The organism is Psychrobacter sp. FDAARGOS_221, from assembly GCF_002313155.2.
Lineage (GTDB): Bacteria > Pseudomonadota > Gammaproteobacteria > Pseudomonadales > Moraxellaceae > Psychrobacter.
On record NZ_NWFK02000001.1, the window covers coordinates 2,799,473 to 2,815,219 of the forward strand.

16 protein-coding genes are annotated in these 15,747 nt (G+C 43.5%); all 16 read right to left on the reverse strand.

The window, feature by feature from the left end; translation table 11 throughout:
- Nucleotides 1-114: 114 nt before the first annotated feature.
- Nucleotides 115-702: a hypothetical protein gene (locus A6J60_RS11705; RefSeq protein ID WP_096064214.1), complete on the reverse strand. Its 588-nt coding sequence runs from the start codon at nt 700-702 to the stop codon at nt 115-117.
- A 68-nt stretch (nt 703-770) separates the two neighbouring features.
- The gene (locus tag A6J60_RS11710) at nt 771-4,448 is read right to left on the reverse strand and encodes a phage tail tape measure C-terminal domain-containing protein (RefSeq protein ID WP_096064213.1); all 3,678 of its coding nucleotides are present in this window, start codon (nt 4,446-4,448) and stop codon (nt 771-773) included.
- Between the two features lie 86 nt (nt 4,449-4,534).
- Nucleotides 4,535-4,879: a hypothetical protein gene (locus tag A6J60_RS11715; protein WP_096064212.1), complete on the reverse strand. Its 345-nt coding sequence runs from the start codon at nt 4,877-4,879 to the stop codon at nt 4,535-4,537.
- A gap of 8 nt (nt 4,880-4,887) precedes the next feature.
- Nucleotides 4,888-5,268, reverse strand: coding sequence for a hypothetical protein (locus A6J60_RS11720; protein ID WP_096064211.1), 381 nt, complete (start codon nt 5,266-5,268; stop codon nt 4,888-4,890).
- A 75-nt stretch (nt 5,269-5,343) separates the two neighbouring features.
- Entirely contained in the window at nt 5,344-6,279 is a 936-nt protein-coding gene (locus A6J60_RS11725) for a hypothetical protein (protein ID WP_127891419.1), read from the reverse strand.
- 8 nt (nt 6,280-6,287) lie between these two features.
- Nucleotides 6,288-6,728, reverse strand: coding sequence for a hypothetical protein (locus tag A6J60_RS11730; protein ID WP_096064209.1), 441 nt, complete (start codon nt 6,726-6,728; stop codon nt 6,288-6,290).
- A complete protein-coding gene (locus A6J60_RS11735) occupies nt 6,718-7,137 on the reverse strand; it encodes a phage virion morphogenesis protein (protein WP_096064208.1) in 420 nt (139 codons plus the stop codon). Before A6J60_RS11735 ends, A6J60_RS11730 begins: the two co-directional genes overlap by 11 nt.
- A gap of 81 nt (nt 7,138-7,218) precedes the next feature.
- Complete coding sequence (locus tag A6J60_RS11740) at nt 7,219-7,473, reverse strand: hypothetical protein (protein ID WP_096064207.1); 255 nt, start codon at nt 7,471-7,473, stop codon at nt 7,219-7,221.
- Between the two features lie 25 nt (nt 7,474-7,498).
- The gene (locus A6J60_RS11745) at nt 7,499-7,954 is read right to left on the reverse strand and encodes a gp436 family protein (RefSeq protein ID WP_096064206.1); all 456 of its coding nucleotides are present in this window, start codon (nt 7,952-7,954) and stop codon (nt 7,499-7,501) included.
- Nucleotides 7,951-8,421 (reverse strand): hypothetical protein, encoded by a 471-nt coding sequence (locus tag A6J60_RS11750; RefSeq protein ID WP_096064205.1) that lies wholly within the window; start codon nt 8,419-8,421, stop codon nt 7,951-7,953. The genes A6J60_RS11745 and A6J60_RS11750 overlap by 4 nt, the downstream gene beginning before the upstream one ends.
- Nucleotides 8,422-8,526: 105 nt before the next feature.
- Nucleotides 8,527-9,438 carry a Mu-like prophage major head subunit gpT family protein gene (locus A6J60_RS11755; RefSeq protein WP_096064204.1) on the reverse strand — a complete coding sequence of 304 codons (912 nt, stop codon included), beginning with the start codon at nt 9,436-9,438 and terminating at the stop codon, nt 8,527-8,529.
- A 73-nt stretch (nt 9,439-9,511) separates the two neighbouring features.
- Nucleotides 9,512-10,480, reverse strand: a complete 969-nt coding sequence (locus A6J60_RS11760) for a phage protease (protein WP_096064203.1) — start codon at nt 10,478-10,480, stop codon at nt 9,512-9,514.
- Nucleotides 10,481-10,716: 236 nt separating this feature from the next.
- Entirely contained in the window at nt 10,717-12,036 is a 1,320-nt protein-coding gene (locus tag A6J60_RS11765; RefSeq protein ID WP_096064202.1) for a phage minor head protein, read from the reverse strand.
- On the reverse strand, nt 12,036-13,538 hold the full coding sequence (locus tag A6J60_RS11770) for a DUF935 domain-containing protein (RefSeq protein ID WP_096064652.1): 1,503 nt from the start codon (nt 13,536-13,538) through the stop codon (nt 12,036-12,038). Before A6J60_RS11770 ends, A6J60_RS11765 begins: the two co-directional genes overlap by 1 nt.
- On the reverse strand, nt 13,535-15,172 hold the full coding sequence (locus A6J60_RS11775) for a terminase large subunit domain-containing protein (protein ID WP_096064653.1): 1,638 nt from the start codon (nt 15,170-15,172) through the stop codon (nt 13,535-13,537). Before A6J60_RS11775 ends, A6J60_RS11770 begins: the two co-directional genes overlap by 4 nt.
- Nucleotides 15,165-15,740 carry a DUF3486 family protein gene (locus tag A6J60_RS11780; RefSeq protein WP_096064654.1) on the reverse strand — a complete coding sequence of 192 codons (576 nt, stop codon included), beginning with the start codon at nt 15,738-15,740 and terminating at the stop codon, nt 15,165-15,167. The genes A6J60_RS11775 and A6J60_RS11780 overlap by 8 nt, the downstream gene beginning before the upstream one ends.
- Nucleotides 15,741-15,747: the final 7 nt, after the last annotated feature.

Genomic DNA, 15,747 nt, shown 5'->3' on the forward strand with positions numbered 1-15,747 from the left:
ATAATAGCTCTAAAACTATATTATCTTTATTAAAGTGATTTACTGATTTTTAGGCATTAAAAACCCCTTTAACGGTTGGTTAAAAGAGCTTTAAAAGATAGTTATCACTGTTTATTAGTTACAGTTTGCCTCACCGATGGTTTCCCATTTATCTGAGCTAACAAGCTTATCAATATCAATAATTCTTACAATAACAGCCTGCTTAACATTAAAGTCTGATTTAAGCACTTCGCAAGCATACTCTGCATATCCGTCACGATTGCCGCTGTCATTATGCATACCTAACTTTAATGTGTCATAAGGGAATAATGCATCAAGAACATTCGGTTCATCATTACCCTTAAAATACTCAATTATTTCGGCTTTTTTTGCATCAGACAGTTTGCCGTCATCCGCTTTTTTTTCTTTCAGCTTTACAGTCTCAGCCTCTTTAGCTTCTTTTTCTACTTTGGCAGGTGGTGTTACTGTTTTGGTGTCTTCAACGGGTGCAACCTCTGTTGGTGTCATGTCAGGTTCTGGCTCTACTGATACTTGCTCAGGTGCCACTTCAGGCGTTTCTGTTTCTGTAGCCGTCATTTCTACTGGTGTCGCCTCTACCGTTTTATCTTCTGGGCTTTCAGTAGTATCTTCACCTGCAAAAAAGCCAATTATTAGGATAAATAGTAAAAATAAACCAAAACCAATTAGGATTTTCTTAATCATAACTCAACCTTATCTGTGCTCGTTTAAACTTTAATCATACCCTGTTATTACTAATCACTGCAAAACATTTAGACAGGGGCTAACATTCCCCCTGGTCTTATCTCGTTCTGCAACGTTTGCAACACAACTGCCTTTAAAGACTCAGCAAGTTGTTTGCTGTCTTGGGTAGTTGTCTGTACGTCTGCACTAGCACCGTCACTATTGATATGTATATCAATCTTCACTTGATTAACAACACCAGCAGATTGATTATTCTGTTTGCTGTTAAAGACTTGTACACCTAGCTTGCCATTAGGTCCACGAGTTAATGGCATAACCGCTTCAGGGCCTGCTTCACCCATGACACCAAGACCACCAGCATGCCGGAAAGCTGTTGGCTTATTAAAGATGTCGCCATTGGCATAGTACTGGATGCCTTGATTATTAAACGCACCGCCTTTAGCAAGCTCAAGCAGACCGCTGCCAGCAAAAGCACCACCGTCTTCAAACATACCCACAGCCATTTTAGCGACACGTAACATAGCAAACTTAATCAGCATCTTACTAATATCTTGTAAGATAGATGCGGTTAAGTCTTTAAAACTGCCTTTGCCCGTCGCCACAAAGTTACTAAAGCTGTCACTCATTTTGTTAAAGGCGCCAGTCGTGGCCTGTTGCATAGTTTCATTCAAGCTCTTAGCGCCATCAGATAAGCTTTGAAAGCCTGACTGCAATCCATCGACCCAGTTATTATCTTGTAGCGCTTGCTGTTGCTTGCGTAGCTCAATCAGTTCTTCACGCTGTGCTATGATTTTTTGGGTTGCCTGTTCTGATAAAGTAATACCTGCTTGCTCCGCTTGGTTTAACAAGTTACGTTCAAAGCGCAAGCGTTCAACCTCATCGGCTTGCTTGCCAATCAGTGAGGTTTCAAAAGCGTATTTTTCTAAAGCTGATTGCTGTCGAGCAGTAAAGTCTGCCATCTTTTCAGCTTCTTGTTTCTTAGTGCGTAAAGCAACCAATTCTTCACGCTGAGCAATGATTTGTTGTGTGGTTGCCAACAACTGCTGTTGGGCTTGCTCAGATAAATCTTTGCCATCTTGTTTGGCTTGATTAAGTAGGTTGTGACTAAACCGCAAGCGCTCAACTTCATCGGCTTGCTTGCCGATCAGCGATGTTTCAAACGCATACTGCTCTAAAGACGTTTGCTGTCGAATCGTAAACTCATTTACTTTGTTTATTTCGGCATCCAGTTTGATTAAATCTTCTTTTGCTTTGATTAAATTGCGATAGCTGTTTAATACGCTGTCTTTGATACCCTTATACATACCGTTTGCACGGTCATAATCAAAGCTGGCTAACTCACTATTTTTGCCGAATAAAGCGATGTCTTTTTTAATGCCACTCATCGCATTATAGATATTTTGAGCCAGATTTAGCGCCGCTTGTACAGCCTCGCTTTGCTTGCCTTTAATACCCAAGCCCAAGCCTATTGACAGCCATTCACCAAACTTTTTAAATAGTCTTGATGGCGATCGGATGACAAAGAAGTTTTTGACAGTATCGCTGACACTACTTGCTAAATTGCGAGCAACATCAATCGCACCGCTGATTTTTTCCTTAACACCATTAATGAGACCTTGTACAGCATCCCGTCCAATCTGCAACAGCTTAGATCCCAAAGTGCCAAATGCATCAACAAACTGACTGATTGCTGTTTTAGCAATGCCTTTTAGCTTATCCAGCCCTGATTTAATCGTTGTTTTAAAGCCCTCAATATCGCCTTTTGCCAGCGCTTTAATCGCATTAAAAGCAGTTTTAACAACCGTTTTAACCGTATTAAACCCTGTGTTAAATACAATAGCGACAGCGGTAATGCCTGCTGTAAAGATAGCTTTTAAGGCCTGCCAACCATCTCTGGCAAAGGCTTTTATACCATCCCATGTATTTGATATGGCGGTCTTTAAACCATCAAACGCAACTTTAGTCACTGATACAACGATATCAACACCAGCACTCACAGTTGACTTAATCGCTTCCCAGCCAGTCGCTACAACACCTTTGATACTCTCAAATACAACAGATGCAGCCGCTGACAGGCCATCCCAAACCGTGCTAAAGACTTCTTTTGCGCCTTGCCAAATGACAGTAATTTGTTCGACAGCCCACAGTGCCTTGTCTGCAACAAACTCAAAAGCAGCAACAGCCAGATCTTTGATACCAGTAAACATAGACTGTATATTGGTAATCATGTCTTGCACCGGCTGCGGTAAGCCCGCCACAGTATCGACAACTTTCTGCTTGATGCCGTCCCATACTTCGGCTACTTTACTCTTGATGCCTTCCCATACTTCGGACGTCTTGGCTTTAACACCTTCCCACGCTTCAGACACATAGTTTTTGATGCCTTGCCAGACTTCACTTGCTTTTGCAGACAACTCATCCCAGTTGCGGTATAAATAGACACCGACAGCGACTAAGCCTGCGATTGCTGCTAATATCAGAGTGACTGGACTGGTGGCAATACCGACAGCAATACCAAATGCCGTAGTTACTGCGGTTGCTGCTGTACCAATTGCTGTCCAAGCAGCAATCACACCGTTTAATAACAAAAATGCGGACGCTGCCGCCGCAACACCGCTCGCTAACGCGATAACAATCTCTTTGTTATCAATTAAAAAATCTGTTACTTGACCGATGACATCAATTGTTTGTGATGCAAAATCTTTCAAATCATTAAAAGCATCACCCAGCGCATCCAATGCACTATGCATTCTTTCGATATTCTCAGGTTGGCTCATTACTTCGATGACATGCGCAATAACATCTTTTGCTTGATCAACAAAGCCTTGCAGTTGATTAAAAGCATCACCTACTGACTCAATAGCACTTTTGAGCTTAGCGGCGTTTTCAGGCTCTCTCAACGCATCTGTCATCCTTGCTAGACCGTCAGACGCTCTGATAACGATGTCTTGTATGACATCACCAATACCTGATTGCACTACCGCCAGCTTCAAACTATTGAAGTTGTCACCCAAATTACTAAGCGCACCATCCAAGGTCTTGGCTCGGTTAGCCATCGCATCACCAAACTTTGTCTCACCGATAGCTAATAGATATTCCTGAATTTCTTTTGAATTTTTACCAACCGTTGTAGTGACGCCTTGGAAAGTAAACGCTACTTTATTGCCTTGCTGACTAGCTTTGATACCAAACTCTTTTAATCGCTCAAACTCAAATGTAGACGCATCAGCAACGGCTTCAATCATCTGATTTAAGTCTTTACCCATAGCCGCTGCAAAGTTGCCGTAGCTTTGCATACTACGCATGCTTGGATCTAAGCCTAAGTTTTTGAGCTGCACAAACCCACTGACAGATTGCTCCAGAGCATAAGGCGTTGTTGATGCAAACTTAGTCAACTCATCGAATGCAGCAGCCGCTTCTTTTGTTCCGCCTGTTGCTGTAACAAGCTGAGAGTTAAGCACATCAAACTGACGTTGAGTATCTACGAGAGAATTTAAACTTAACGCACCTGCCAACGTACCAACTACACCGCCAAACATGGTTACTTTTTTAGCTACGTTGGCTAGCGTGCCACCGAAACTCATTGCACGTTGTCGCATCGTATCAAACGTTGTGCTTGTGCTTTTGCCTGCCTTGTCTGACGTCTTATCAACGTCATTTAGACCGTCTTCAAGTTCTTCAAGTGTACGTATCGCTGCTGTGCCGTCAGCAGATATAACTAGCCCAAACTTTAGCTCTTCAGCCATTTATTTATCCTTTAATATAAATACAAAAAGCCCAGTGTTTAAGATAAACACTGGGCTTGCTGAGTATTATTAAAGCTGTTTACTGTTTAGGCTGTAGAGCCATGTGTTAAATGCTCATTGATGCTATTCACATAGCCATCGGTGGCGGCTCTAAAGTTTGCAAAGTCATCTGGCGTTACAGTGACATCTTCTCGTCTTAGCAAAATATCTACTGCAATCCAATCAATCCCCATAACATGACCGTTAAAGCTATTGTGCTGTAATACAATGTAGTCAAATAACGGCAAGATTGGTTCAAACTCACGCCATATTGTCATCACTTCAAATTCAAACTCTTCTTTTTCTGCTTCAACGCCAAACTCTGCAAATGCGTCATCAAGGGCTTGTTGGTCGGCTAGGTAGGTTTGATAGGCTTGCCGTTGACAAGCCACATGACTACCTAGCGCATGGAGTTTTTTTGCTTTAGCTTGTCACCAGCCACACTGTCAAAGTAGCCATCAATAACAGCTTGGCGAAACTCTGAAATAGTCAGCACTTGGCGTTTAGTATCGTCAGTAACTTCTAAGTCGTCACCATTCTCATCTTTCACTTGACCTGCATGCCAACCAGCAAAGACCTTATCAAAGAAGTCGTTTTCAACTTCTTCTACGCTTTCAACGTCTTGCGTTGTTTGGATACGCTCCATTAAACGCATACGTTCATCATGTGGTAAACGGTTAAAGTCCACTTTTACAGTTGTCTTTTTATAACTGCCGTTATGTGGCATCTTAATAGTTACTGTCCAAGGATAGGTATCGGTGACATCGCTAAGTTTAAACATGGTTTTATTCCTAATTTAAGTGGGTTTAAAAGCAGTTAAACGGGTTAACTGCTAGGTTAGAGTTGGATTGATGAGTTAACTAAATACAATGGTGTATGGTGGCTTGCTTGCTGATTGCATGACGCTGCACTCAATCTCGTAGCCCAATGCACCGTCCATATCGGTCGCTTTGGGGATATCTAAAGCTACCGCTGGATAGTCCAGTTTGATTTTCTGACCGGCCGTGGTGCCGTGCTCAAGCACCAATGGCATTTCTTCACCGTCCCAGGCTTTTTGATATAAGTTAATCTCGCTTAATTGCGGCGCACCAACGGTAATAGAAACCACAGGTTTGCGGTCACTAATCATGGATGATTGGTGGTTGACCATATCAAGCGAGGTCACCTCATTGCCTGTGGTGTGGCTGAAGCTTTTCATGGCATAGTCTTTATTACCCAGCTTAAATACAGGCGTGTTAGCGAAGTTAACCGCTTTTGGTGTTTTATAACCTTCAACGATTGTATTTAAGTCGCTCGGTTTTTCGATTGGCACAGTACCGCCTACCATGCTAATTTCAAACTCCCAGTAGCCAAGTTCGCCACTGTTCGCTGATAGTTTGACTTCAGCTTGGGCCTTTTTGCCAATGTGAAACTGCCCATCGAGTAAAAACGCCACGGTGCCATGATTGGTGTCTGTGGTTTCAGGCGTATAAGTGACTGTACTTCCTTCTTCTGATACAGTTTCACTATGCCCAGCCATCAAGAACAAGTCACGATAAGCAGGGGCGGTACCGGCGGTGCCACTTGCTGCAAATGCGACTTTACCTGTGATTTTGACCTTATCTGTTGTACGAAACTTCTTGTTAGCACCCCAGCTTTCACCGTCTTTTTCTTGCTCGATGGTGTCACCTTCAAAGCTAATATCGACATCCTTAGTTTCAACGGGTGTCAGCTCGTTAGCGGCGAGGTCACCAATACCCCATAGCAATAGCTTTTTCTTGAATTTACGACTTAATGCAACTTGTGGCATCATTTACTCCTTTATTGCTGATTAATTTGTTGGGTATAGCCCAGCTCATATATGTCCGCCCACACGTGCAAGCTGTCTTTTAGATCGACCAGTCCGCCAGTGACAAACTTGAGCGGGTCAGTGGTGTCACCTTTTTTAGTACAAATAAAGCCACTAATAGCGTTAAACACCGTATCTTGCATGGCTTCCGCACGTTCACCAACCGCTGCACCATAGCTATCTGTGTAGTTACTGCAAATAGTAATAATCTGATAACGCTCCGTAACGGCTTGATAGTATTCGCTTTGGCTTTGCGCTTGCGTTTCCAATTTGATGACATAACAAGCTTCAGTTGTACTTCGGTTTCTTAGCACCTCATCAAGTTGCCCGCTGTCAGCAACCTCAATAAATAACTGGTCATGAGCTTGGTCATAGTCATTGATACGCTGGGCGATTTGTTGTCTAATTTGCATCTCTTAATGCTCGCTTAATGTGCTTGATAATGGCGTTGCTGTCATCATTACTAATCCCCAAAAATGGACGTTCTGCTTGGACATATTTAGCATATTCTTCAGTTGCACCAACCACTACTTTGCGTTGAGTAGGCACGTTGTATGTAATTGATTGCAATAACATGCCTGTATATACAAGTAAGCCACCGCTTGATTTTCGGCTTTTATATCTGGCGTACTTTTCAGTGAGAGGTTTCCACGCTGTGCCTTCAGGCGTTTTCTTTTCATCAGCGATACGCTCTTTTGTACTTTCAGTGAGCTCATGACCAATGGTGTCGAGTATTGGGGTCAAGTCGTCAGTCTGCTCACGCAATCTTGCAAAAAGCGCTCTACAATCAGCCAAGCCTTGCCATGTTATCGCTGTACTCACATCAAACCCTTTTTAAATCGCTTTAAACCCTTTTTAAATTTGTTCAAAACTTAATTATGGTGCTATGACCGCTTTTTATCTTTACGACGGCTCAGAGGGCGTCTGAGAAGCATGATCTTCAAAATAGCTTTTAGCAGCGCTAGTTAAAAAATCGACTGTAAATTCGAATTTATCACCAGTTGCAGCTGCTAGCTCATGACAAGCTAATATAAACAAAGCTTTTGCATAGCCTTTTTTTTCATTTTCTAAACTTAGATTAGCAATAATAGGACGAATAACTTCATTAAAATCTTTTATCGCTTGCTGGGCGCTTTTTTGTTCATCAGATGCGTACATAACCCAACCTCTTAATATTTTTATGCTAAGTTAAACGACCCATCTTATTACGAGTAAACTGCCGTGGCTCACTGCTAATGTCTGCATGATCACTGGTTTGATTGGCGTCATCATCACCATTATCTTCAGGAATAGCTAAGCCAAGACTGGTGTCGCCCTTGGCAAATCGCTCAAGATGCTTGATGGCATCATCGTATAGCTTAGTAGTAGCGTTATCCGCATTGCCTGTATTACCAAGCTTGACCTTTAGATAGTACACAGCTAAATCAATAGCCAGCGTCTTAACTAAAGCAGGTACGATATCAAGCGGCAGGCTCACACGCTGACCGATATAGCTATCAATAATGCCAGTGGCATCTGCAATAGCTGCATCAGCAACTGGCGTATTAATGCTGTCAGCACGGCGCTTCGGGTTAGTCAGTTCAATAACTGTCTGCGTGCCCAAGCGCAATTCTAGATCTGTGACAGCGGCATAGCTCATTCTGGGATACTCTCGGTATATTCGGCAACAAGCACATCCCAAGCGTGATCACGCTCTTTTGCGCTCACATCAAGACCAGCATCTTTAAGCTCTTTGACAGTTGGCTTATCTGCTGTCATATCAAGATTTAAGCCACGCATTGACTCAGTGATGACAGCTAAACGCTCAACAGATGCCTCTGAATCATCATCGCTTTCAGTAGCATTTGCACCTGCATCATCGCTTTGAGCCGTATCAGCACCTGAATCTGCTGCGATATCTTCATCAACGCCCAATGAACCGCTTGCATTTTTGATATCAGCATCATCGGAGAGCACCTTAACTTTAAGATAACTATCGGCTTCAAGCGCTGCCAGCTCGCTTTGCGTAACCTCAATATCTCTTGGTGTCTTTGTGAATTGCATGCCATTACGAAATCGACTTAGGCAACCGGCTGCCATCACTGATACTAAAACTTTGTTACTCATGTTTGTGTCCTTTGATTTTTATAAAGCTAAGTTATTAAGTTATGTGATTTAAGGGCTGGGCGTTTTAGCCCAGCTTGGTGTTAAATCGTTACATTAAAAGATTGGTTACACTCGCTGAGTGACTAACACATCAACCACATCTTTGTTGATGTTGGTCTGACCATTCGCCAAGCGTTCCGCTTTTACGAGCTCTAACGCTTTGGCTCGTAGTGATGGTGGGACAACTAGCAAAGTAGGCTTAATATCAAGCTCACGGCCACCGTCAGCCTTTTGTGACTGCATATGTGCAATGGCAGCGTTTAGATTGTCGCTAGTTAATGGTTTATTTGACATATACGCCATTTGCCAAAAGCCATAGCCGACGTTATGACGTGCTCGAGCGCCCCAACGGAAGATGTCTTGCATAAATACTGACTCATCATCCAGCTTGGTCATGCTTGTCAGCTCAACGTCTTTACGCTTCTGAAAGATGATTGGCTTGATGATGTTGCTGGTATCTAGCAAATACCACGCTGGTTCACCAGAGTCAGCATCGTAGTCAAGGTTTGATACAGTGGTGGCAGAGCCAGTACCATCGTGCTTTTCATACACGGGATGATCAGTATCAAAGAAGTTTTGGCCGTCATAGCACAGTTGGTTGCGACCGTCTTTTAATGCACCAAACACCAGCTTATCTGGATGTTGCATCGCACGGCGGCCATGTGCTTCTGCAAGTGGGGTTAATGTGCCAAGATTGTCATCTTCGATATCAGTACGTTTCACCGCAATCGTTGATTCATACAGCTTATTAACAATGGTGTAACCGTGCGTTTTAATATCATTTAGCACACGTTCACCGATCCATTCCCGCATGTCCGGCATTTCACCCAGCCATCCGTAAGTGTTGCTGGCAGTGCTAGAGGGTACGACGGTCGCAATCTGGGTGTATTCAGGTTCAACACTGTCCAAACCTTTTTGGAATGTCTGTTTAATCGCCGTATTGAGTGCTGATAGCGTTGCAGCATTAACTAAAGCCATGAGCTTGTTCCTTATGTTTTATGATTTACTTGAATAAATTTACTGATTAATAAAGTGTTAAAGCAGGTGTTGCTTAATCTAAGACAACACCCATTTGAGCCAGGACTGCTTGTTGCGCACTGTTTAGCTCTGTGCTTTTGTCATCTTTGGGTGATGTATTTGGTAAGTTACTGTCGCCAATAATTGCTGCTTTGGTTGATACAAACTTATTAAAGTCAGCCAAGCCTTGCTCAGTTGAGCAACATTTTGTGTAAAACTCTTTATCAGCAGGGGCAATCTTTTTATCTACAATAGCCGTGTTAATGGCCGTCTCTACTGCTTCTTGATGCTTTGCAGCTTTCATGTCTGCAAGCTGTTGTTTAGCAGTATTAAGCTCAGTGACCACTTGAGTGTGGGTTGCTTGCGGCACAAAGCTATTTAAATCAGGCGTTTGTGGCTCTTTTTCTGACTTAGCAGCTTTTAATGCTTTGATAGCGTCAAGCACTGCTGCTTGATCAGCATCCTCAGGTAAGCCAAGGGCTTTTAATAATTCTGGATCCATAGGAGTGTCCTTTTGCGTTGGGTTGGTGGTTGCATTATTTAGGGCGGGTACATTTAAGTTCGGCTTGTTGGTCAAGCCGACACTAGCTAGTGCATGTACCACGCCATCTTTGGTGACGTTAAAGGCGGGGCTGTAGAATTTATAACGCTTATCGGCTATGACTTGTTTGCCAAGACCATTGAGCTCAAGCAATCCCAAGATATGGTTGTTCTCAATCTTAAGCTGAGTTATCCAGCCGCTAGCTTCAGTGTTTGGTGTGGTTTCACTGGCATGGTCGATATCTAAGATAAACGGCAGGGTGGTGTTTTTAATGACCGCTTCAGGGTCGCTGTTGTTCCAGCTACGTCCATCACGTCCACTAAACTTACCAATGGGAATAAGCGGCAACCATAGCCCGCTGTCTGTATTAGAGTCAGACGGCAAGCTACGGCAAAGTGCAGTGATAACGTCACTTTGACTTTGATTGGTATTGTTAAGCGTGGTATATAGAGGTGTTTTCATATTGCTTAGATTAGCAATATGTCAAGGAGGGTATTATTAAAGTGGTTTACTGATTTTTACTTGATAGGAGTGGGGTTTGGCGTATAATATTAGTTAGTTTTTATGTTGTAGAGCCCAATTCAGGTAGAAGGGATTGTTAACTGTGGTTTTGTAGTATTATGATGGCGGTATTACAAAAATAGGTTAGCAAGTGACGTTGGTTCAAATCCAACCCAACATAAAAACGCCATCTTTTCTTATAACTCCCCCCACAGTAGTTCAAACGCCCTTAAAGTAGATAGCTCATCCTTAGATAACGCCGACCCTGTTTTTACCAAATTCAATAAAATTTGTTTTTTCTCGCCATTGGTATCTTTTGTTTTGACAGCATAATCAACTTTAACGAGTAGCTTTCCATTTTGTTGAGCGTAAACAAACACTAATGTATCAAGTGCATTCTTTTGCCGTTGTTGCTCTTTACTCTGTAATAAAATTGCAGTAGGGTTTTGTAGCTCGATTGGTAAGTTTTGCCAGAACTCTATATCTAAATGCTTATCTAATTTCTGCTTACTATCTCTTAAACCATGCAATATATCCACATCTCGTACGGCAATAATGCGATGGTATGGCGCTTTACCCAGTTGCTCAAGCTTATCAACAACCTCATCTTTTATAGTGCCAACTGCCAGCGTATTGCCATAAGCACGCTTATTCTCAGCAATATCAGTAACCATGTCATGTACCACTTTAGCTATCATCGCTTTTTGAGCTGTATCATTAAGCAAGGCTGTCATGGTGGCATTGGCTAAGCCTGGGTTTTGCGTCACGACCTGTGACAGCTTATCTGTCACCATCTCAAGCGCTTTATGTTCGTGATGCTTACCGACATTATATTCAAATCCTGGATCAATACCCTTGGGCACTTTATGAATACGACCAGTTGATTTATTCACCCAGTCATGCAATTCAACCTCGGGTGATTTGCTGATACCCATTTTCTCCGCTTTTTCAGCAGTTAGGCTTTGCACCCAGCACTTACAGCCCCAGCCATTCATAGGCATATGTGTTTGCCAGAACGGGTCATCAACATGCAATACCAAGCTCTCAAACCCTTTGTGTTCAAGTCTATGTTCTTTGCTTGGCCCAAGGCGATAGCGTAAGTAAGGGTGAGTGGCTTTGTTAGTCTCAAACCGATGCCAAGAGCCTGTGTGATAAGACTGAGTTTTATTAACGCTGTAGACCTTTCTTAATCGACGGTTTGACAATCGGGTTATTTTTTCGCCAGTTACCTCATCTGCTTGCTCAAAGTTACCCCAGCCAGACTCACCAAGTCGATTAAGTATGCCTTTTTTAAATGTGTAAAAACTTTGTCCTTCAGCAACGGCTTCAATTACAGATTGATGGATGTCATCTAATACATCCATCTCCATAATCTTAGCAACCGTAAACTTTGAGGCATGCTGTTGTGCGTATATCTCTGACCAGTTATAGCTGGTTGCCAGCTTTTTACTCTTAATATAAGCAATGGCCTCATGAGGTATAACTTTGGGTTCGTCATCTAAAAGTTTGTCCGCCATTATTTAACCCCATCAGCAAAAGCCTTAATGCCAGCCAATGCCAACGCATCCGCAATATCACTGGTGTTTAATTGAGCGTCATTAAGAAGAGTTAGCATCTCATCAAAGCTATTTGCGCTTTGTAGCTGTGTGACCAACGCTTTAATAGATTGCTCGGTCACATTGATAAAGCCGTCTAAATCATCGTCATCTTCAATATCCAAAGCAGGATTAGCCGTGTTTAACTGTGTTGTACTGTTTAGAGGGGGCATCTGATTAGGCATGATGCCTTGAGCCGTTGGTGCTACCAGCAACTCCTCATCCTCTTGTGGATCAGGGATGCCAAGTTTGTCACGAACAAAGTTCTGTGGCACTTTAAGCCCCAGTGGTATCAGCTTTGATAGACCATCAACCAGCCCTGCAATGTCCTCAGGTTCTGGTACGTGCAGGACAAATTTCGGGTAGACCTCTTGTACGCCATAGTTAAAGTCAATGTACGGCTTAATCAGTTGCTGATTAATCGTAGCCGCCAATTGCTTAGCATCAGCTTTGAGCAAGTCCAAGCGCACTTCGTTGTGTACTTGTGACTGAGCATTGCTGCTGCCATCATCAGCCGTCATCGTCTGCCCAAGCACGGCTTTGCTGATTTGCTTGTCCAGCCAGTTTGCTAGATTCTCAAACAGACTTTCGCCACCCGTTGAGCTTGCGGCTTGGATAAACTCCAGCTGCATACTCTCAGGTATAATGGCCGCCGCATCTGTACCAATATTTGCCACAGCACGCTTTAAGATGGTTTTGTCTTGATCCGATGCGCCATTGCCGTATTTGCCCACACGGATGGGCATACCAAAGACCTCGCAGAACGCCATCCAGTCTGTTAGGGCATAGGTTTTACACATATAGCTAAGTGCTGCCATGCGTGCAAGGCCACCACGGATGGGCACACCCGCTTTTAGCTTGGGTTGATGCACCACAAACTTATAAGCAGGCAGATGCTGACCTGCCGTGCCGTCCTCATTGCGTAGCCTGAGTGTATATGCATCGTCAGCTGCATAAGTAAAATAACGAGGGTCGCACCATTTATATTCTGTTGGCTTAAAGCTCTGCCACATTACTTCACACGCAGCAAAGCCTTTGCCAAGCCCATCAACTAACGCACTGATTAGGTCATCAAATTCAGCTGACTGCACCAAGTTATTGATATCATCAGCAATCTTTTGTCCTAATTCGTCATCACTGCCAGGCTCAACGTGTCTATCTAATCCCTCAATTGCCAGCTTACGAGTGCGAATCACACTGCCATAGTGTGGCTCACGCTCTTCCATTTCTTCGGCAAGCGTTAGGTAGTCGTATATATCACCTTGGTTAGCAGCCGCTAGTACATTGGCAAGCTTAACAGGATTTAACCCCTTGGCTATGCTGTCATCATTCCAAGCACGGCGCACACCAGTCATGGATGCTGTCGCAATCTCTTGCTCTAATATTCTTTTGCCTTTTTTGCTGGTTGGCTCAATTTCTTTCACAGCACGCCTCGCTTAAATCCATAAAATTCGGTGTTGTCATCATCTTGATCAATAGTGTCGTTTTTAACGCTCTCATAGCCGTATTCACGCACCTTGGCTTCAATAGTAAACTGTGCATGACGTAGCAGTAATAACGATATGGCAGTATCAGCATGGCGTTTGATGCCTTGTCTGTCTTCACTAGCCGTCGCAGTGGGTATCTTTGGTATACCTCTAACCACTCTAAATGCCCGTAAATCCGCCAGCACTCGATCTGTTTTAGGTATCTTCTTAAACGTACCATCTTCTAATGCAGATTTTAAAGGCGGGGTATTGTTTCTATACCACGGGTCACTAAAGATGACCTCATCAATCAGACCAGTTTGCTTTTTTTCATCCCAGCGTCCAAACTCATCTGCTGCTGCTTCAGCCAAATACCCGCCGTTGCCTCGGGCATCAAATGCACCGCCCGCAAAGTTAGGCAGTCGCTTTAAAATATAATCAACGATGATTTGTTCTTGTTGCTTGTAGGGCATCTTGCCAAGCTCAACAATAAACTGTACTTCCAAGTCCAAGTTATGTTGTTCAGCTCCCACGCTCAGTGAAGTCAGGTTACTACTACGGGCAAAGTCTTCACCGACATAGTGCTTTAAATTAGGATTTAAGCCGTCTAAAAGGGGCTTTAAATGTTCTTCACACCAGTCTTGTATTTCGCTACGTCTGATATGCTCATCAACCAAGCTAAAGTCATCTGTTTTAATAAGACTAATAACAGGCGTGCCTTTATCCATATTCTTTTCAATCATGGCACGGGTCAGCCAGTTACCAGAGCCATGCTTGGGCACACACATATATTCTTCTTGAGCGTCTTCTTCACTTTCGGTATCGTTCAGCAAGTTTTGTATCCACTGACGCTCGCCCTCAATCGTGTATTCACCGCCAGTGACTTGGCATTTACCCAGCACCTGACAAATACGCTGATACAAGCCATCACGGCAAGCATCTTCAATGGTGATAGTGTGTACAGAGCCACGCTTTTTACCAGATCGGCAATCTTTAATGTACTCATTAAAAGGACTGTCATCGCCATTGTGCGTAGAGATAATGCGGACTTTACTGCCCCACATAGTTAAGGCCATTGCAGCCTTTAATACTTCAGCAAAGCGGTCGTGGAATGCCGCCTCATCAATGACCACGTTACCTTGCATACCACGCAGGTTTTTTGGACTGGATGATAAGGCTTTAACTTTAAAGCCTGACGCAAAGTAAATAACAAAGACCTGAATGTCTTTGTCTTCATCGTTAAACACATCTTCCTGTGTTTCACTTGCAGCATAACCGTAAGCCTTGGCCCACATAGCGACGGCGTCAATATATTCGCGCGCCATCTCTTTATTTGAGCCAATATAGAACGTGTCACAACCGCCCGCTGTACGGCTCATACTGGCATCAAGCGCATTGTCCGCAGCTTCCGCCCAGGTCAAGCCAATACGGCGTGATTTTTCGCCAACCTTGATTTGGCTATCATCGGCTATCCAGCGTTTTTGATAGCCCAACAAAACATCATTTTTATTAAACGCACTAAAGCTATCTAAAAAGTTTTGACACTCATTAGACAGCTGATTAAGTGGGCGCTCATTAACGGCATTAGTCATTAGCGATACCAAGAATTTGATGTTTAATCATCTTGACTGTATCAGCAGACAATCCAGCTTCTGATACGGCTTGCTCGGCGGTATCGGCGGCAAGTGTGGCGATCTCCTTACGTATCGCTTGCTCACGCTTAAAGCTACTGGTTTCAGCTTGCTCAACACGCTGTACCACAAGGGCTAACTGGTTAAGTGCTTTGATATCAACGCCGTCTTCACTTTCACCCACGGTCATTGTGGTTTCAAAAGCCAGCTGCTTGATAAACTCCATCAGCATTTTGCCCACATCGCTTTGCGGTGCTTCACCAAACTGCTTAGTCCAAATCTCTGCCATCTCACGGCTTTCACGAATACGGGCAGACATTTGCTCCATACGAGTGCTAAAGCGATTAAGCCCGCTACGACTTAAGCAGTGTTCCTCATCAAGACCGGCGTCCAAGATGAGCTGATTTATCTCAGATAATATCTTGGCCTGTGATAGCTTTTTATCACGTAGCATCAGCGTTAGTTGGCTTTTGATGTCACTAGGGAGTAGATCCACTTTGCTTGCACGTCCTCGTGTCTTGTCAGTCATAGCTATC

What these genes read in the sequence shown, in the direction of transcription:
- A6J60_RS11705 (WP_096064214.1), bottom strand. Translation starts at nt 702, where the DNA reads ATGATTAAGAAAATCCTAATTGGTTTTGGTTTATTTTTACTATTTATC.
- A6J60_RS11710 (WP_096064213.1), bottom strand. Translation starts at nt 4,448, where the DNA reads ATGGCTGAAGAGCTAAAGTTTGGGCTAGTTATATCTGCTGACGGCACA.
- A6J60_RS11720 (WP_096064211.1), bottom strand. Translation starts at nt 5,268, where the DNA reads ATGTTTAAACTTAGCGATGTCACCGATACCTATCCTTGGACAGTAACT.
- A6J60_RS11725 (WP_127891419.1), bottom strand. Translation starts at nt 6,279, where the DNA reads ATGATGCCACAAGTTGCATTAAGTCGTAAATTCAAGAAAAAGCTATTG.
- A6J60_RS11730 (WP_096064209.1), bottom strand. Translation starts at nt 6,728, where the DNA reads ATGCAAATTAGACAACAAATCGCCCAGCGTATCAATGACTATGACCAA.
- A6J60_RS11740 (WP_096064207.1), bottom strand. Translation starts at nt 7,473, where the DNA reads ATGTACGCATCTGATGAACAAAAAAGCGCCCAGCAAGCGATAAAAGAT.
- A6J60_RS11745 (WP_096064206.1), bottom strand. Translation starts at nt 7,954, where the DNA reads ATGAGCTATGCCGCTGTCACAGATCTAGAATTGCGCTTGGGCACGCAG.
- A6J60_RS11750 (WP_096064205.1), bottom strand. Translation starts at nt 8,421, where the DNA reads ATGAGTAACAAAGTTTTAGTATCAGTGATGGCAGCCGGTTGCCTAAGT.
- A6J60_RS11755 (WP_096064204.1), bottom strand. Translation starts at nt 9,438, where the DNA reads ATGGCTTTAGTTAATGCTGCAACGCTATCAGCACTCAATACGGCGATT.
- A6J60_RS11760 (WP_096064203.1), bottom strand. Translation starts at nt 10,480, where the DNA reads ATGAAAACACCTCTATATACCACGCTTAACAATACCAATCAAAGTCAA.
- A6J60_RS11765 (WP_096064202.1), bottom strand. Translation starts at nt 12,036, where the DNA reads ATGGCGGACAAACTTTTAGATGACGAACCCAAAGTTATACCTCATGAG.
- A6J60_RS11775 (WP_096064653.1), bottom strand. Translation starts at nt 15,172, where the DNA reads ATGACTAATGCCGTTAATGAGCGCCCACTTAATCAGCTGTCTAATGAG.
- A6J60_RS11780 (WP_096064654.1), bottom strand. Translation starts at nt 15,740, where the DNA reads ATGACTGACAAGACACGAGGACGTGCAAGCAAAGTGGATCTACTCCCT.